Source organism: Mesorhizobium sp. B2-7-1 (assembly GCF_006440735.1).
Classification (GTDB): Bacteria; Pseudomonadota; Alphaproteobacteria; order Rhizobiales; family Rhizobiaceae; genus Mesorhizobium.
Genome location: NZ_VFUA01000009.1, coordinates 46,878 through 64,143 on the forward strand (window position 1 = coordinate 46,878; position 17,266 = coordinate 64,143).

Consider the following 17,266-nt stretch of genomic DNA (forward strand, 5'->3'; position numbering starts at 1 on the left):
GACGTGTTTCCGAACCGGCCGAACCTGACGGGCGAATGGGCGGGCAACGACGAGAAAAGCCTCATTCTTTGCGGCCATGTCGACGTCGTGCCGGTGGGCGATCAGTCGAAGTGGGATTGCGATCCGTTCGGCGGCGACATCAAGGACGGCCGCATCTGGGGCCGCGGCGCTGTCGACATGAAGGCCGGCGTCGCCGCCTGCGTGGCGGCGGCCCGCGCGGTCCGCAAGGCAGGGGTCAAGCTCGACGGCCGGCTCGCCATCCACACCGTGGTCGACGAGGAGGCCGGCGGCTTCGGGGCGATGGACCTCGTCAAGCGCTCGCGCCTGGCGAAAAGCGCTATCATCGCCGAGCCCACCTGGGGCAACATCGTGCCGGCCGAAGGTGGCCTCACCTGGGTGCGCGTGACAATTTTCGGCAAGCAGGCGCATACCGGCTGGCGGTTCAACTCGATCTGGCCGCAGCCGCATGTCGAGGGCCGTCTCACGCCCGGCGTCAATGCGATCGAACTGGCCACACGCTTCCTGATGGCGCTGCGCGATTTCGAGACCTCGCGCTGCCGCGACAACTGGCATCCGCTGGTGCCTGCCGGCCTCGCCACGATCAATCCGGGCGTCATCCGCGGCGGCGCGGGCATAGGCCCCGACGGCACGCCAGCGATCATGACCAACGCGGCCATCATCCCCGACATCGTCACCATCGATCTCGATTACAAATTCATGCCGCAGGAGAAGTTCGAGGACGTGAAGGCGGAGTTCGAAAACTTCGTCCACCATTTCGCCGCCTCCGACGCCTGGATGCGGGATCATCCGCCAGCGATCGAATGGGACCTCTTCGGCCTCAACTTTCCGCCGATGAACACGCCGGTCGACGCCCCGATCGTGCAATCGCTCAACAGGCGCGCCACGGAGGCGCAGGCCAAGGCGCCCGTGATCAAGGGTTTCGAAGCCGTCACCGACGCCGCGCATTACGCCGGCGCCGGCGTGGTGCCGGTGATCTACGGACCGGCCGGCGATGGCTTCCACGGCGACAATGAATGCGTGGATATCGACAGCCTGATCGAGACCACGAAGGTCATCGCCGCGGCCATCATCGACACGTGCGGCACCGCCTGAACAGACCGACCGACAATCCAAAAAAGCAAAATATCAAGGGGTAACGACATGATCACCAGACGCGTTCTTATGGGAGCAGTATCGGCCGTGGCGCTCTTTTCCACGTCCGCATTGGCCTATGCCGACACCATCAAGCTCGGCGTGCTCGCGCCGCTCACCGGCCCGGCCGCCGCCGACGGACAGGAAATGGTCAACGGCGCCAAGCTTGCCGTCGACGAGCTGAATGCCGCAGGCGGTATAGCCGGCCACACTTTCGAAGTCGTCGTGGCCGATGTCGGCGACGGCAATCCCGACAAGGTCGCGACGGCGGTCGAGCGGCTGCTCGGCGACCACGACATGGGCGGCGTATTCACCAACTATGCATCGAGCACCAATTTCGAAATCGAGATGCTAGCCGAGCAGGACATGGTCTACATGATCGCCGCCAACTCGCAGCAGACCCACGATATCATCGCGCCAAACCCCGAGAACTTCCCCACCGTGTGGTCGCTGACCCCGTCCTATGACGGCTACAACACCGAGATCGTCCCGGTGATCAAGGAACTGTCGGAGACGGGCAAGATCAAACTACCGAACAAGAAGGTCGCGATCATCTCCTCCGACAACCCCTACTCCAAGGGCATCGCGGAAGGCATGGCCAAGGCCTTCGGCGCCGATGGCTGGGAAATCACCCAGAACGATCTCGTGCCCTTCGGCGAAGTCAGCGACTGGCGCGCCTTCCTCGGCAAGGTGCGCAAGGATCCGCCGGCGCTGCTGATCAACACCGACTATCTGTCGGCCAATGCCGCGACCTTCATGACCCAGTTCATGGAGAACCCGACCGACAGCCTCGTCTTCATCCAGTACGCGCCGTCCGTTCCCGAATTCCTGAAGTTGACCAAGGAGAAATCGTCCGGCGTGGTCTACAACATGCTGGGCGGCCTGCTCTTGTCGCCGAAGAACCCGCGCGCGCAGGAAGTGCTCGACAAGTACAAGGCCAAGTACAACATCGAATCCGGCGGCGCCGGCGCCCTGACCTACGAAGAGGTCATGATCTACGCCGACGCGCTGACCAAGGTCGGCGACCCGGCCAAGCGCAAGGAAATCGGCGAACAGATCGGCAAGACCGACAAGCAGACCTCGATCGGGCGCATCACCTTCGACCCGGCGACGCACCTGTCGGTGCAGAACACCGAAGGCGTTCCGCTGCAGTTCTACCAGATCCAGGACGGCAAGCGCGTCCTCTTCTATCCAGGCAAATATGCGACCGGCGACTTCGTCCAGCCGGCATGGATGAAGTGACACGGTCCGATGAACGACACGATCCTTGAGGTCGTCGACGCCAGCAAGCACTTCGCCGGGTTGAAGGCCGTCAACGGCGTGAGCTTCGGCGTCACGCGCGGTGAGATCCTGGGCATTGCCGGCCCGAACGGCTCGGGCAAGAGCACGCTCTTCAATCTCATCACCGGCGTTCCCTTCGGCCCGACCTCCGGCGAGATACGCTTCCAGGGCCAGCGGATAGACCGCTGGCCCGCCCATCGCATCGCCCGCGCCGGGCTTGCCCGCACATTCCAGAAGGATGCGGAATTTCCGGATCTGACGGCCGACGAGACATTGCTCGTCTGCGGCACCTATAACGGCCGGCTCGGCCGCGCCGCGGCGCTGACGCGTTCCGACGAGGTGCTCGGTCTCGTGGGGTTTACCGACGCGCGGCGCGGCATCCCCTCGCGCAACCTGTCGGTCTATGAAAAGAAGCAACTGATGATCGCCTCGGGGTTGATGTCGCGCCCGGCCGTGCTGATGCTCGACGAACCCGCGTCCGGCCTCACCAAGCCCGAGATCGAGAGCCTGGACAGGCTGCTCGTGGCGGTCAACGCCTCCGGCGTGACCGTGCTCTTGATCGAACATGTCCTCAGCCTGCTGCTTTCGATCTCCCAGCGGCTCATCGTCCTCAACCAGGGCTCGGTCCTGGCCGAGGGCAATCCGGCCGAGGTCGTCCGCAACGAGGAGGTGATCACCGCCTATCTCGGAGGGCGCAAGCAATGACACCCCTCCTTGACGTCAAGGACGTGCAGGCCGGTTATGGCGATATGCGCGTGCTGCACGGCCTTTCGCTGCACATCGGAGCGGAGGAATCGATCGGTCTCTTCGGCCCCAACGGCCATGGCAAGACGACCTTGCTCAAGACCATTTCCAGCCTGGTGCGGCCCACGGCAGGCTCGATCACCTTCGACGGCATCGACATCACCGGCCGCAAGCCGCCGGCCATCGTCGAGGCCGGCCTGATCCACGCGCCGCAGGGCAACACGCTGTTCGGCAACATGCGCATCGCGGAGACGCTCGAACTGGCCGCCTTCAGCAAGCGGGCAAGCAACGGCGCCCAGAAGCGCCTCGACGAGGTCTACGCCCTCTTCCCGCGCCTCGCCGAACGCAAGACGCAGCTCGCCAAGACGTTGTCGGGCGGCGAGCGGCAAATGCTGTCGATCGGCTGCGCGCTGATGTGCGCGCCGCGCCTTTTGATGCTGGACGAGCCGACACTCGGCCTCTCTCCTCGCCTCAAGGAGGAGCTCGGCGCGGCAATCGGCGAGATTTCCAAAAGCGGCGTGCCGCTCATCGTGGTCGAGCAGGACATCGAATTCCTCCTCTCTCACCGACCGGCTATATCTGGTGGAGCATGGCGTCGTCGTGCGCGAGATCGACCGCGCGAGCGCGCCCGACCATGAAGAGGTCATGCGGCTCTATTTCGGCGAAGGAGGGACCCACTGATGGATACGCTCCTCGCCACGCTGGTCTCCGGCCTGGTGCTCGGCTCGCTCTATGCCCTGATGGCGAGCGGGCTCAGCCTGGTCTGGACGACGCTCGGCGTCTTCAACTTCGCCCATGGAGCGCTGATGATGGTCGGCGCCTTCATCGCCTGGACGGTGAGCGAAGCGGTCGGGGCCGGTCCCGTTGCGGGCGTCGTCGCCGGCACGCTCGGCGCCGGCCTGATCGGCATCGTCATCGAGCGGCTCGTCATCCGACCGTTTTATGCCAGCCGCAACATGCTGCTCGTCACGGCCATGACAACACTCGCCGTCACCATCATCCTCGAGCGCGGCGCGCAGATGATCTGGGGACCGCGCCTGAAGCAGCTTCCGCCTCTCGTCGATGGCGAGATCAGGCTGTTCGGCAACGCGATCTCCGCGCATGAAGCCTTGCTGCTGGTGGCTGCGCCCGTGATCCTCATCGCGCTGTGGCGCTTCACGGTCTCGAGCAAGATCGGACGCAGCCTGCGTGCCGTCGGCCAGAACCAGGATTCGGCGGCGCTGATCGGCGTCGACGTGCCGAAGGCCTTCGCGCTCGCCTTCGCCATCTCGGCGGCGCTCGCCGGCCTCACCGGGGCGCTTCTCGGCTCGATCCGCTTCATCACGCCCGCCATGGGCAGCGAGCCGCTGACCAAGGCGATGATCGTCGTCATCTTCGGCGGTCTCGGCAGCCTCGGCTCGACGGCCGGCGCGGCCTATCTGATCGGCTTCATCGAGGCCTTCCTGGTGCTCTGGGTCGGCCTCTACTGGACGCCCTTCGCGCTCTTCCTGCTGATGATCCTCGTCCTCTTGCTCAGGCCGAACGGAATATTCGGAAAGAGATGATGACCAGAAACAACCTCCTGCTGCTTGCGCTCTTCGTGGTCCTGGCTTTCGTGCCGCAGGTCTTCACGGACGGCTATGTCAGGCACCTCTTCATCATCGCCTTCATCTACGCGATCATCGCGTCGAACTGGAACCTCAGCCTCGGTCATTGCGGCATCTTCAATTTCGGCCACATGACCTTCTTCGGCATCGGCGTCTACACGGCGGCCATCCTGACCAAGACCACCGGCGTCAATCCCTGGCTGGCAATTCCCGCCTGCGCGATCACGGCGGCGATCTCGGCCGTGATCATGGCGGCGCCGGTTGCCCGGCTCAAAGGCATCTATGTCGTGCTCGTCACCTTCGCGGTCAACCAGCTGGTGATGCAGCTGGTGCTCAGCCAGGCCGACCTGACGGGCGGCGCCAAGGGCCTGGTGCGCCTGCCGTTCCTCACCATCGGCGACTACAGTTTCATCCGCGACTACAAGCTCGGCTACTACTACCTGGCGCTGATCCTGCTCGGCCTATCCACGGCGTTCCTGATCCTTGTCGCCGGTTCGCCTTTCGGCAAGTCGCTCAAGGCGGTGCGCGATGCCGAGGACTATGCGACCGCGCGCGGCATCTCGGTGGCGCGCACGAGAATTTCGGTGCTGGTGCTGAGCGCCATCTTCACCGGCATCGCCGGCGGCTTCTACACCGTCTATCTGCGCGTGGCCTCGCCTGAGGTCTTCGGCTTCAGCACGATGTCGCTGGTGCTTTCGATGGTGCTGATCGGCGGCATCAACAGCGTGCTCGGCCCGGTGATCGCCGCGCTGGCGCTCACTTTCGCCAGCGAAGCCATGGCGGGGATTGGCGGCTTCGAGGATGCGCGCTACATCGTGATCGCGGTCGCCATGATCCTGGTGCTGAGGCTCGCACCGGGCGGCCTGATCCAGATCCTCGAAAGGCTGATGCCGACAGGGCGAAAGCCTGCAACGCCGACGAGGAGCCCAGCCTGATCCGGGAGCATCGATGGTCATGAACCAGGAAGAATTCGCCGTCGAGGGCCTGAGCTCGGCAGCCAGCATCGTCGTCGACCGCTGGGGAATCGCCCATATCCGCGCCGAAAATTTCCTCGACATGTTCTTCGTCCAGGGCTTCAACGCGGCGCGCGACCGGCTCTGGCAGATCGATCTGTGGCGCAAGCGCGGCCTCGGCCTGCTGGCGGCGGATTTCGGCCCGGGTTACCTCGAACAGGACCGCGCCGCCCGGCTTTTCCTCTATCGCGGCGAGATGCGGGCGGAATGGGACGCCTATGCCCCCGATGCGGAGGCGATCTGCCGCCATTTCGTCGCCGGCATCAACGCCTATGTCGAGCTTTGCGGACACCAGCCACAGAGGCTGCCGCCGGAATTCGCCGCCCTTGGCACCCGCCCGGCGAAATGGCAGCCGGAAGACGTCGTGCGGATCCGCAGCCATTCGCTGATGCGCAACGCCGTTTCGGAGGTGATCCGCTCCAACATCCTTGCGGAGCTCGACGCCGAACTCGACGCGCTCCGGCAGAAGCTGGAGCCGCCGCACGACCCGCTTGCCGGCCGCGATCGCCCCGCCCCGCTGCCGCTCGACTGCCTCGATACGTTCAAGCTCGCTATCGCGCCCGTCACCTTCGGCAGCGAAAGACTGGCGGCAGGCATCGGCGATGCCCGCGCCTGGCGCAAGATGACGCCGCTCGGCGACGTCGTGCGGGACACCAGCCTGCAGGGCTCCAACAACTGGGTGGTGTCGGGCGCGAGAACCGCCAGCGGCCGGCCCATACTGGCCAACGACCCGCACCGCACCCATGCGGTGCCGTCGCTGCGCTACATCGTCCACATCGCCTCGCCCGAATTCAACGGCATCGGGGCCGGCGAGCCGGCGCTGCCGGGCATTTCGATCGGCCACAACGGCCACTCGGCCTTCGGACTCACGCTCTTCCTCGGCCATGACCAGGAAGACGTCTATGTCTACGAGACGCATCCGGAGGATCCCGGCCTCTACCGTTACGGAGACGGCTGGGAGGCGTTTCGCGACATCGGCGAGACCGCCACGGTCAAGGGTTGCGGCGAGGCCGCGCTCGCCCTGCGTTTCACCCGCCACGGACCGGTAATCGCCGAATATCCTGACCGGCGTCTGGCGGTGGCGATCCGCACCGTCTGGACCGACCCCGGCACCGCGCCCTACTTCAAGAGCATCGCCGCCATGCGCGCGACCAGCTTCGAAGCGTTCCGCGGCCATATCGGTGGTTGGGGCGTGCCGGCCGTCAACCAGGTCTATGCCGACGCCAAGGGCGACATCGGTTGGGCCGTCGGCGGGTTCAGTCCCATACGCCCCAACTGGGACGGGCTTCTGCCCGCATCCGGCGACGGGCGGCATGAATGGCAGGGCTTCCTGCCCGGTCATGCGCTGCCCTTCAGCCACAATCCGGCGAAGGGCTATTTCGCCACCGCCAACGAGTTCAACCTGCCGGCCGATTGGCCGACGGACCGGCCGATCGGCTATGAATGGCTGGAGCCATCGCGCGCCCAACGCATCGACGGCGTGCTGGCAGCCGACGAACGCCACAGCGTGGACGCTTCCCGCAGCCTCCAGACCGATGTGTTCTCGGTGCCGGCGAAGCGGGTTGTCGGCCTGGTGTCGGCGCTGTCCGGACGCAACGAAGCGGAGACGGCGGCCATGGGGATACTCTTCAGCTGGGATTTCCGGCTGACCGCCGACAGCCCTGGCGCCGCGCTCTACGAGCTCTGGTGGGCGAACCGGTTGAAAGCGGCCGTCATCGCTCATGCCGTCGCCAAACCGGAGCTGAGGCCGCTGCTCGCGCCCGGCGACACCGCCGGCATCCTCGATCGGCTTGAAGCCATGGCGGCCGATGCCCCGGAGGAGTTCGCCGCGCTGGCGCTGGGCAGTCTGGCGAAAGCCTACGACGCATGCCGGCAGATGCTCGGCCCCGACACGAGGCAATGGGCATGGGGCCGCCTGCACGAGGCGCTTTTCGAGCATCCGGCGGGAGCGGTCGCCGATGCCAGGGGTCGATGGGATGTAGGCCCCTTCCCCTTCGGCGGCAGCGACAGCACCCCGATGAACGGCTCCTACCGGCCCACCGACTTCCGGCTCACCATCGGCGCCTCCTTCCGGATCGTCGTCGATGTCGGCGACTGGGACAACAGCGTCTGCATCAACACGCCGGGCCAGTCAGGCGATCCACGGTCGGACCATTACGGCGATATGGCGCCGCTCTGGGCCGCCGGCGACTACGTGCCGCTGGTCTATACCGACAAGGCCGTCGAAGCCGCGGCAATGCTGACCTGGACACTGGTGCCACAAGGAGCCGCATAGTCTCGGCGGCGCCATTGAAAGTTACTCGCATTGCCCGCGCCAACGATCTGCACTTGAATGCGAGCAGCCGTGAACTCAACGGGCAAGATAGCCGCCGTCGACCGCCAGGACATGGCCAGTGACGATCTTGGCGGCCGGTGACGCCAGGTACAGGACCGCGGCCGCCACATCGGCCGTATCGGCGAAAGCGCGCATCGGCATCAGGTCCAGCAACGTCTTCGACATCTGCGGGTCGTCGAGCAGTGCCTTGGTAAACTCCGTCCGGACCCAGGTGGGGGCGACGGCGTTCACCCGGATGCCACGCGGCGCCCACTCGACCGCAAGGCCGCGGGTCAGGTTGATCAGCCCGCCCTTGCTGGCATGGTAGGAGGCGATCGGGTAGATGCCGCCGCCTGAGACACCCATGATCGAGGCGATGTTGACGATGGCGCCGCCGCCAGCCTTGGTCATTTCCTCCGCCGCCCTGCAGGAGCAGTTGAAAGCGGCGTTGAGATTGACCTCCATGACCTCGCGCCAGACTTCCATGCTGGTTTCCAGGGCCGGCGTCCGGCGCACCAGCGCGGCATTGTTGACCAGGATATCCAACCGTCCGAAATGCGCTACGGCGGCGCCGAAGGCCTGCGAGACCTGCTCCGGGCTTGAGATGTCCGCCGTCAGCGCAAGCGCATTGCCTCCTTGCGCGGTGATCGCGGCAGCCGCATCGACCGCCGCATCGCCATCCCGGTCGAGCACGGCAACACCGGCGCCGGCATTCGACAGAAGCAGCCCCGCCTCCTTGCCGATGCCGCGTCCGCCACCGGTGATCAGCGCCACCTTGCCCGTAAGCGAAAAGAGTTCCTGGACCGTCATCATTCCTGACCTCAATGGATCGCCGCGTACATGATCTTTTCCTCCGTCGCCTCGGCCGAGGAGAACTCCTCGACGATGCGGCCCTGACGGGCCACCAGGATGCGGTCGGAAAGGCTGAGTATCTCGGGCAGGTAGGAGGATATGACCACCACCGCGATGCCTTGCGCCGCCAGCGAGCGGATGAAGTCGTGGATCTCCTGGATCGCGCCGACGTCGACGCCGCGTGTCGGCTCGTCGAAGAACACGACCTTGGGGTTCTGCACCAGCGACTTCGCCACGACCACCTTCTGCTGGTTGCCGCCCGACAGCTCGATGATCTTGGCACGGCTGTTGATGGCGCGGACCTTCATGCGCTGCACCCATTCGTTGCCGACCCGGGACTGCTCCTTGCGCGACAAAAGCATCGTGCGGCCTTCCGGCGTGGAGATGCGCCCGAGATAGATGTTCTCATCGATGCGCATGGTCTCGAAGAAGCCGTTCAGCTTGCGGTCCTCGGTGATGTAGACGATGCCGTCGGCGACAGCCTGGCGCGGTATGCGATAGCGGATCGGCTTGCCGTTCAGGTAGATCATGCCGCCATAGATGAAATTGCGCTTCAGGACGCCGCTGACGACCTTGGCGATCTCGGTGCGCCCCGAGCCGATCAGGCCGGAGATGCCGGTGATCTCGCCGGCATACACGGAGAACGACATGTTGCGGACCATCTTGCCCATGATGACGTTCTGGACCGACAGCACCTTCTTCCTGCGGGTGCCGTGCGCCTGCGGCTTGCGGGCGTCGGCGTAGTAGGTCTGCGACAGGTCGCGCCCGACCATGTGCTTGACCAGGATTTCGCGGCTGAGCTCCGTCGTCGGACCGGAATGGACGCGCTCGCCGTCGCGCAGCACGGTGACCCGATCAGTCAGTTCCAGCGCCTCTTCGAGCGCGTGCGAGATGAAGATGATGGCGACCCCTTCCGCCTTGAGCCGGCGGATCAGGTCGAAGAAATGCAGCTTCTCCTCGGGCGTGAGCGTCGCGGTCGGCTCGTCGAAGATGATCAGCCGCGCCCGGTGATGGACGGCGCGGGCGATCTCGACCATCTGCTTCTGCGCGGCGCCCAGCGTCGACACCATGGCGGTCGGATCGACATGGAAATTCATCGACTGCAGGAGCTGCTGGGCGGCGATGTACATGCCGCGCAGCCTGGTCATGTACTTCTCCCGGCCGAGGATGATGTTTTGCGCCACCGTCATGGTCGGGATCAGGCTGGTCTCCTGGTAGACCATGACGATGCCGGCGCGCAGCGCATCCGCCGGCGTGGCGAAGGACTGTTTCTGGCCGTCGAACAGGATGTCGCCGGACGACAGCGATATCGCTCCGGCCAGCGCCTTGCACAGCGTCGACTTGCCGGCGCCGTTCTCGCCGACCAGACCATGGATCTCGCCGCGGCCTATGTCGAAGTCGACGCCGCTGATGGCCTGCGCCCCGCCATAGACCTTGGTTCCCTTGACGACGCGCAGCATCGGTTCTTCGCGGTTCTCCATGGTCATTGCGTCAACCTCGCGGTCACCTGCATGATCTTGCCGTTACCCTTGGAAGCGACGAACACCTGGTGCCCGTCCGTCGCCACGCCGGTGATGCCGTGGCACGTCCCGCCGACGCGGCTGTGCAGGCTTGATTCCGGCTCGAGCTCATCGTCGAGGAAGACGACCAATCCGTAGGAGCGTGGCGGCGCCCACGCCTTCAGGCTGCCATGTTTCTTCAACCCGCCGCCCTGGACCGGTTCCAAGTAGTGCCCCTCCGACCGCAGCGCGGGCGCGATCCAGAATGCCGGCTCGATCCGCTCGATCATCTTGCGCCGGTAGGAGTCCTCGGTCAGCACGAAATCGACCAGTTGCGTGCGTAGCGCGAACATGGCGAGGCAGTAGCCGGTCCCGCAGGGAACGATCCGTGCGGGATAGCCGGGAAGGTTCTGCTGCACCGGCACGGGACGCGGCCTCGCTCCGGCAGGCCCCATTGGCAGTCTGAGCAGGTCGTGCGTCCAGGCTTCGGACACGATCAGCGAGGAGCCGTCGAGCGCCACGCAGATTCCGTTCGGATAGCCTAGCCCGTCGGCGATCACGTCGACCTGCCCGCCGGCGCCGATACGCAAAACGCGGCCGGAACGCCGCTTCTGCATCAGGTCATAGGCCCAGCGGTCAGGCGTGTTGTCGCGCGAACCGTCACAGACGTAGATGTCGCCCTCCGGGCCGACGACAAGCGCCGTCGGGCATTTCAACCCGCCCTGGCCCTCGATGCCAAGCATGCGGCCTTCGTCCGGCCCGCCGATCAGGGCAATGCCCTGCCCGGCCACGCATACCGCCACGCCGCCCGCCGGATGGGCGGCGATGCCGGTGGCCGGTCCGTCGAACTCGGCGACCACCGTCGGATTGGAGAAATCAGCGCCGTTGAAGCGATGGACGCCGCGGCCCGCGGTCACATAAACGCTGCCATCCATCGCCACGGCGATGTCGTCCGGTTCGGCGATGGCGGTGCTGAGCACCGGGCATTCCTCCAGCGCCGAGTTCGGCCGCATCGGTCCATCAAGCACCGGATTGGCGCGACGGTCCCGATTGCGGAACACAAGCTCTTTCAGGATGTCGACGACGACGCTGCTCATCGGGGTTCTCCGTGTGCCTCGGTTGCGCTCATGACCGCTTGCCCCAGTAGGAGGCCGGACCGTTCCAGCTCTCGTCGACCCCGCTCAGCTTGACGCGGCCGATACGGTCGTTGGAGAGGCCGCCGATATAGAGGTAACCGCGCTCCTCGCGCATCGAGGTGACGGATGGATGGGATTTGCCACCGATGTCGCCCAACGTCTCGAGGATGGTGCCGTGCTCGTCGAATTTCACCACGCAGCCATTGTTGATGTTGGGATAGAGCCATTCGTCGTTGGGAATGCGCTTGATCATGCGGGTCCGGAAACCCGGATCCTCCATGGCAAGGTCGTAGGCCGGGGTGCGCAGCCCGACGAGCGCCAGCCAGTAGCAGCCATCGGATGCCCGGTTGATGTTGTCGGGCATGCCGGGCAGGTCGGCAATCAGCGTCTCCAGCTTGCCCGCCTTGGGGCCGGCGATCCAGTAGCGCTCGATGCGGCATGCCCATGTGAGCGCAAACAGCACCGATTGACCGTCATGGGCGACGCAGACACCGTTCGGGAAGATCTGGTTCTGCAGCAGCGTCCTGGTTTTCCTGGTTGCCGGATCGAAGACGATGATGCGGCCGTTGCCCCGCCCTTCCAGCGCGTCGGTGGCCCAGGTGTGGGCGGTGTAGCGCAGTGTCGCCTCGCTGAAATAGATCTTGCCGTCCGGCGCGATATCGAGGTCGTCGGCCAGCACCAGCCGCGAGTCATCGATGACCTTGCCGAATGTACGCGTCGTCTCATCGGTCAGCTTGTAGACGGAACGGTCCGGACGCACGCCGTAGACGCCCATGCCGGCCACGCAGATGATCAGGTTGCCGTCGCGGTCGAAGGCCATGCCGAGCGGTCGGCCGCCGGTGCGGGCGAAAACCTCCTGGGTCTGCAGGTCCTTGCCGCTGAACCGCCAGATGAACCCTTCGCGCGTGCCGCAGTAGAGGTTGCCGTCCCTGTCGAAGATAACGTCTTCCGGTCCGTCGAGCTTGCCAAGGCCGATCGCCTCGGCGTCGCGCAGCCGGTTGTTGAGCGCATAGGGCGAAGAGCTCTGCGGCGCGATGTCGTGGCGCTTGCCGAGCTTGAAATAGGTCGGCACGACATAGATCTTCTCGATCGCCTTGTTGCGGTTGCGCGCCCATTTGACGTCGATGCCGACGGCAAGCAGCATCATGAAACCGAGGAAGGCGGACGTGGCGCCGCCGACCAGGCCGAAGCGCACCAGGCCGTTGATCAGAACGAGGACGATGGTGGCGCCGATCAGCGACTGACCGATGGACCCTCTGCCGCCTGAGAGATTGACGCCGCCCAGCACCACCGCCGTCAGCGCCAGCACTTCCATGCCGACGCCGGTATCCGAGCTCGGGCTGTTGAGGCGCGCCGCGTAGAAGACGCCGCCAAGGGCGGTCAGCACGCCGGAGATCACATAGGTCAGGAACAGATGCCGCTCGACCGGTATGCCGGCGTGACGGGCCGCCTTGCGATTGGCGCCGATGGCGGCAATGTACCATCCGGGCCGCCCACGGCTGAGGAAGATATGGCCGACGATGGCGACGAGTGCCAGGATCAGGATGTTGGCGGGGACGCCGAGCACGCTGCCGCCGCCCAGCCAGTCCCAGACGCTGCTGTCGCCCATCGAGATCGCCATCTCGACGGAATAGCGCAGGATCAGCAGGTTGAGGATGGCGCGGAAGATCAGCATGGTGACGAGCGTCGTCAGGAAGGCGCCAAGGCCCACATAGCCGATCAGGATGCCGTTGACGGCGCCCATCAGCGCGCCGGCCATCAGCGTCACCAGTATGGAGACCGGCGCGGACACTTCGTACATGTTGAACAGCATCAGCGCGATGAAGTTGGCCATGGCGAAGATCGAGCCGACCGAAAGGTCGATGCCGCCGGAGATGATGACCACCGCGATCGCGATCGCGACGAAGCCGAATTCACCGAATTGGCGGCCGGTGGAGACGATGTTGCCCACCGTCAGATAACCGGGGATGAGGAATGCGAACGCCAGCACCACGAGCGCGGCGGCGGTGAAAGGCACCACCGGCTCCATCCAACGCTTCTGCAAAAGCTCGGCGATGAACTGCTGGAACGACCATTTGTAGCGGAGACGGATCAACGTCTCCCTGAAGCTGGTGTCGGCCACCCGATCCTCCTCCCTTGGATCTTTCGGGCGGCCCGTCGGGGCCGCCCGTGTCGTTATCGCGAGCGGTCAGCTCTTCTTGGGAATATCGGTGCAACGCGCCTGGTCGACATTGTCCTTCGTCACCCAGAAATAGGACGAGAACGACGCGACGCTGTGCGAGCCCGGAGGTTCGCCGGCCATCAGCAGGTTCTTCGCCATGACCATGACCTCGCGGCCCTGGTTCCAGGCGTCCCAATCCATGTAGCGATCGATCAGTCCGGCGCGCACGGCGTCACAGCCTTCCTTGTAGCCGCCGCCATTCGAGTAGACGATCACCTTGCCGCTGAGTCCGGCCTTCTTGACCGCCTGCGCGCCGCCGATCGTCATGATGTCGTACGGGCCGAAGATCGCGCATACATCGGGGTGCTGCTGCAGCACCGCGGTGGTGATGTCATAGGCCTTGGTGGCGTCCCAGTTGGTCGCCTGGCTGGACACCACCTGGATCGCCGTATCCTTGGCGAATTCCTTCATCAGCGCGTTGGTCATGTAGACGTTCTGCGCCGATGTCAGCTCTCCCTGCAGGATCACCACCTTGCCGGACTTGCCGCTGCCGGTGCCGCATTGCTTGACGATGTCCTTGCCGGTGACCTCGGCCTGCTCGATCCAGTCGCCACCGACGTAGCCGTCGCTCAGCGTGTTCGACATCATCGAAAGCTGGATGACGTAGATGCCTGCTTCCTGCGCCTGCTTGATCTGCTTGACGAGGAGCTGGACATTCGGGTTCTGGACGATGATCACGTCCGGCTTGTCGGCGATGGCGCCCTCGAAGGCCTGGGCAAGCGCCGTGCTGTTCCAGGCCGGATCCTTGACCGAGTACTTCATGTTGCTGCGCTCGGCCTCGGTGCGGATGACATATTCCCAGGTGTCCATCAGCGGCGCGCCCAGGGTCATCGGCAGGAAGGCGATGGTCTTGCCTTCGATAGCCTTGGTGTATTGCTCCTTCAGCTGGGCACCGCCGTCGGCGGCATTCGCAGGCACGGCAGCGATGCCGAGCATGGCGGTGAACATCAGCGCAATCGGCTTCGATAGCCGGCTGCATTTACTCATCAACGTCATCTTTTCCTCCCGAGATGATGCGCCTTGATTGTTGGATCGTGTCGAGGAAGGCGTCGCCTCTACAGATCTCCCTGCCTGGCCGTTTCCTCGTCGCGAGGATGCAGCTTGCGATCGAGTGTGATGGCGCCAAGAAGCACCACGCTCTTGACGATGTTCTGGACGTCGCCCTGGACGTCCAGCAGGATCATGGCATTCAAAAGCGTGCCGATGAGCGCCGTTCCGGCGAGCACGCTGGCAATGGAGCCGCGGCCGCCGCTGAGGCTCACGCCGCCCAGCACGACGATCAGCAGCACGTCGAAGATCAGGCTGGAGCTGAACACGTTGGTATTGATCGAAGCGACCGAGCCTGCGGTGACCAGCCCGGCCAGAAAGGCGACCGCGGCCGAAAAGGCATATTGGCCGATGGTCAGCACGCGCACCGAGACGCCGGTGAGCCTTGCCGCCTCGGCATTGTCGCCGAACGCATAGACGAAGCGGCCGGCAGAGGTGCGCGACAGGATGAGATGACCGATCATCGCGACCACCGCGAAGATTACCAGCGGCACCGGGATGCCCAGCAATTCTCCTTGTCCGAGCGCGAGCAGGAACGGCTGGTTCTCGGGCGCATAGGTGATGATGCCGTCGAGCATCAGCCATCGCCCGACGCCATAGACCAGAGTTCCCGAGGCCAGGGTGGTGAACAGAGCGGGGATGCCAATGATGGATATGGCAAAGCCATTGAACGCGCCAATCGCGACGGCCAGTCCCAGACCCATGGCGATGCCGGCGGCAAGCCCATAGCCCAGTCCGATCAGCTTCAGCGACCAGGCGGCGCAGATGGCGAGCACCGCAACCTGCGACAGATCGAGGCCACGTCCGATCACGACCACCGTCATGCCGACGCCGAGGATGCCCAGCACCGAGACGCTGCGGGCCAATGTCGAGATGTTCGGCAGGGTCGCGAAGCCGTTGACGAAAAGCGCGCACGCCGCGAAGATCACGATCGTGGTGGCGAAGACCAGCGTTTCCTGGCTCAGATTGCTGAGGCTGAACTTGCCCTCGCTCTTCTTCACAGCAGCGGCTCCCCTGTCCTTTATCGCAACTGCGTCTGCCATCGGCCCTGTCCCCGTCAAGCGTCCAATACCTGTCGATCCCTAAACCAGCATCGTCATCGGCTGCTCGATCAGCGCCTTGAACGCCGACAGCAGCTCGGCGCCCGTCGCGCCGTCGATCGCCCGGTGATCGACGGAGAGCGTGACCGTCATCAGGGTTCGCACTTCGGGCTTGCCGTCCCGGGCGACCACCCGCTCCTCGCCCGCCCCGACAGCAAGGATCGATGCCTGCGGCGGATTGATGATGGCCGCGAAGTCACGAACGCCGTACATCCCGAGATTGGAAACGCTGGCGGTGCCGCCCTGATATTCATCCGGCCGAAGCGAGCGCGTCCTGGCGCGCGCGGCGAGTTCCTTTATCTCATTCGATATGACCGCAAGCGTCTTTGTCTCGGCCTTGCGAACGATCGGTGTCATCAATCCACCGGGAATGGCGACCGCGACGCCGATGTCGGCATGGCGGTGGCGCAGCAATGCGCCTTCGGTGAACGAGACATTGGCATCGGGCACCCGATGGAGAGCCAGCGCCAGCGCCCTGATCACGAAGTCGTTGACCGAAAGCCTGTAGGCACGCGCGCCGTCGCGGTGCGTCGGCGCCGCTTCGTTGAATTGGCGACGCAGGGCCGCAAGCGCGTCGATCTCGCAATCGGCCGTCAGGTAGAAATGCGGGACGGTGCGCTTGGCCTCCGACAGCCGGCGCGCGATGGTCAGCCGCATCGAATCGTGCGCGACTTCCTCGAAGCTGCCGGGCTCGAACAGGTTCTTCAGGCGGGCATCGGCTTCGGCCAGCGACTGGGCCGGGATAGCAGCGGAAGGCGCGGCCGGAATGTCGGCCACCGCGGGCTTGCCCGGTATTTCGGCCTTGGCTTTCGCAGCACGGGCTTCGATGGCCTGCTTGACATCGCGCTCGACGATCCTGCCGTGAGGGCCGGTGGCCGTGACGTGCGCCGCCTCGATACCCGCTTGCGCCATCAACCTGCGGGCGATCGGCGACGCGAAAACACGGCCTTCGTCCTGGCCGTTGGACATGCTTGCGGCAGGAGCCGGCACGGCTTCGGGCAGGACTATCGGCATTGACGGCTCAGCTGGAGCCGCCTGCGCGGTCGCGGATACTGCCTCAACCGTCTCGCCGTCCGCCGCGAGAGCACCAATCGTCTGGTTGACGGGAACGTCGATCGACCCGGCCGGCACGGCGATACTGATCAGCACGCCGTCGACTGCAGCCTCCACTTCCATGGTCGCCTTGTCGGTCTCGATCTCGGCCAGGACGTCTCCGGCGCGTACCGGATCGCCAACCGCCTTCAGCCATTGGATAAGGTTCCCCTTCTCCATGGTCGGCGAAAGCGCTGGCATGAGGATGTCTACGGGCATAGCTCTTCGA

The 17,266-nt window shown here is 65.0% G+C and carries 14 protein-coding genes; 7 read left to right on the forward strand and 7 right to left on the reverse strand.

Features of this window, described 5'->3' with window-relative positions; translation table 11 throughout:
• Positions 1-3: 3 nt before the first annotated feature.
• From FJ471_RS05890 to FJ471_RS05920, 7 genes are read left to right on the forward strand one after another with little or no spacing between them, the layout of a single operon-like run.
• Entirely contained in the window at positions 4-1,113 is a 1,110-nt protein-coding gene (locus FJ471_RS05890; RefSeq protein WP_246684624.1) for an ArgE/DapE family deacylase, read from the forward strand.
• A 48-nt stretch (positions 1,114-1,161) separates the two neighbouring features.
• Positions 1,162-2,394 (forward strand): ABC transporter substrate-binding protein, encoded by a 1,233-nt coding sequence (locus FJ471_RS05895; protein WP_140802218.1) that lies wholly within the window; start codon positions 1,162-1,164, stop codon positions 2,392-2,394.
• Between the two features lie 9 nt (positions 2,395-2,403).
• On the forward strand, positions 2,404-3,138 hold the full coding sequence (locus FJ471_RS05900; protein ID WP_140802219.1) for an ABC transporter ATP-binding protein: 735 nt from the start codon (positions 2,404-2,406) through the stop codon (positions 3,136-3,138).
• Positions 3,135-3,815: an ABC transporter ATP-binding protein gene (locus tag FJ471_RS05905; RefSeq protein WP_246684625.1), complete on the forward strand. Its 681-nt coding sequence runs from the start codon at positions 3,135-3,137 to the stop codon at positions 3,813-3,815. The genes FJ471_RS05900 and FJ471_RS05905 overlap by 4 nt, the downstream gene beginning before the upstream one ends.
• Before the next feature lie 42 nt (positions 3,816-3,857).
• Positions 3,858-4,721 carry a branched-chain amino acid ABC transporter permease gene (locus FJ471_RS05910; protein ID WP_140802220.1) on the forward strand — a complete coding sequence of 288 codons (864 nt, stop codon included), beginning with the start codon at positions 3,858-3,860 and terminating at the stop codon, positions 4,719-4,721.
• Complete coding sequence (locus FJ471_RS05915; protein WP_181179181.1) at positions 4,721-5,698, forward strand: branched-chain amino acid ABC transporter permease; 978 nt, start codon at positions 4,721-4,723, stop codon at positions 5,696-5,698. Before FJ471_RS05910 ends, FJ471_RS05915 begins: the two co-directional genes overlap by 1 nt.
• Before the next feature lie 19 nt (positions 5,699-5,717).
• Positions 5,718-8,051 (forward strand): penicillin acylase family protein, encoded by a 2,334-nt coding sequence (locus tag FJ471_RS05920; protein WP_140802222.1) that lies wholly within the window; start codon positions 5,718-5,720, stop codon positions 8,049-8,051.
• Between the two features lie 75 nt (positions 8,052-8,126).
• Here the strand turns inward: FJ471_RS05920 and FJ471_RS05925 are convergent, their stop codons facing one another.
• The 7 genes from FJ471_RS05925 to FJ471_RS05955 all read right to left on the reverse strand — a co-directional run bounded on the left by FJ471_RS05925 (position 8,127) and on the right by FJ471_RS05955 (position 17,256).
• The gene (locus FJ471_RS05925) at positions 8,127-8,903 is read right to left on the reverse strand and encodes a glucose 1-dehydrogenase (RefSeq protein ID WP_224668634.1); all 777 of its coding nucleotides are present in this window, start codon (positions 8,901-8,903) and stop codon (positions 8,127-8,129) included.
• Positions 8,904-8,911: 8 nt separating this feature from the next.
• Entirely contained in the window at positions 8,912-10,423 is a 1,512-nt protein-coding gene (locus FJ471_RS05930; RefSeq protein WP_140802266.1) for a sugar ABC transporter ATP-binding protein, read from the reverse strand.
• A 2-nt stretch (positions 10,424-10,425) separates the two neighbouring features.
• Positions 10,426-11,538, reverse strand: coding sequence for an SMP-30/gluconolactonase/LRE family protein (locus tag FJ471_RS05935; protein ID WP_140802223.1), 1,113 nt, complete (start codon positions 11,536-11,538; stop codon positions 10,426-10,428).
• A 28-nt stretch (positions 11,539-11,566) separates the two neighbouring features.
• Positions 11,567-13,699, reverse strand: coding sequence for an SMP-30/gluconolactonase/LRE family protein (locus FJ471_RS05940; protein WP_246684626.1), 2,133 nt, complete (start codon positions 13,697-13,699; stop codon positions 11,567-11,569).
• Between the two features lie 66 nt (positions 13,700-13,765).
• Positions 13,766-14,794 carry a sugar ABC transporter substrate-binding protein gene (locus FJ471_RS05945; protein WP_140802224.1) on the reverse strand — a complete coding sequence of 343 codons (1,029 nt, stop codon included), beginning with the start codon at positions 14,792-14,794 and terminating at the stop codon, positions 13,766-13,768.
• Positions 14,795-14,853: 59 nt separating this feature from the next.
• A complete protein-coding gene (locus FJ471_RS05950; protein WP_140802225.1) occupies positions 14,854-15,888 on the reverse strand; it encodes an ABC transporter permease in 1,035 nt (344 codons plus the stop codon).
• A gap of 39 nt (positions 15,889-15,927) precedes the next feature.
• On the reverse strand, positions 15,928-17,256 hold the full coding sequence (locus FJ471_RS05955; RefSeq protein ID WP_140802226.1) for a pyruvate dehydrogenase complex dihydrolipoamide acetyltransferase: 1,329 nt from the start codon (positions 17,254-17,256) through the stop codon (positions 15,928-15,930).
• Between the last annotated feature and the right edge of the window lie 10 nt (positions 17,257-17,266).

Bases quoted from the DNA above. Each gene is read 5' to 3' on its own strand.
- FJ471_RS05895 (WP_140802218.1), top strand. From the start codon at position 1,162: ATGATCACCAGACGCGTTCTTATGGGAGCAGTATCGGCCGTGGCGCTC.
- FJ471_RS05900 (WP_140802219.1), top strand. From the start codon at position 2,404: ATGAACGACACGATCCTTGAGGTCGTCGACGCCAGCAAGCACTTCGCC.
- FJ471_RS05905 (WP_246684625.1), top strand. From the start codon at position 3,135: ATGACACCCCTCCTTGACGTCAAGGACGTGCAGGCCGGTTATGGCGAT.
- FJ471_RS05910 (WP_140802220.1), top strand. From the start codon at position 3,858: ATGGATACGCTCCTCGCCACGCTGGTCTCCGGCCTGGTGCTCGGCTCG.
- FJ471_RS05915 (WP_181179181.1), top strand. From the start codon at position 4,721: ATGACCAGAAACAACCTCCTGCTGCTTGCGCTCTTCGTGGTCCTGGCT.
- FJ471_RS05920 (WP_140802222.1), top strand. From the start codon at position 5,718: ATGAACCAGGAAGAATTCGCCGTCGAGGGCCTGAGCTCGGCAGCCAGC.
- FJ471_RS05925 (WP_224668634.1), bottom strand. From the start codon at position 8,903: ATGATGACGGTCCAGGAACTCTTTTCGCTTACGGGCAAGGTGGCGCTG.
- FJ471_RS05930 (WP_140802266.1), bottom strand. From the start codon at position 10,423: ATGGAGAACCGCGAAGAACCGATGCTGCGCGTCGTCAAGGGAACCAAG.
- FJ471_RS05935 (WP_140802223.1), bottom strand. From the start codon at position 11,538: ATGAGCAGCGTCGTCGTCGACATCCTGAAAGAGCTTGTGTTCCGCAAT.
- FJ471_RS05945 (WP_140802224.1), bottom strand. From the start codon at position 14,794: ATGACGTTGATGAGTAAATGCAGCCGGCTATCGAAGCCGATTGCGCTG.
- FJ471_RS05950 (WP_140802225.1), bottom strand. From the start codon at position 15,888: ATGGCAGACGCAGTTGCGATAAAGGACAGGGGAGCCGCTGCTGTGAAG.
- FJ471_RS05955 (WP_140802226.1), bottom strand. From the start codon at position 17,256: ATGCCCGTAGACATCCTCATGCCAGCGCTTTCGCCGACCATGGAGAAG.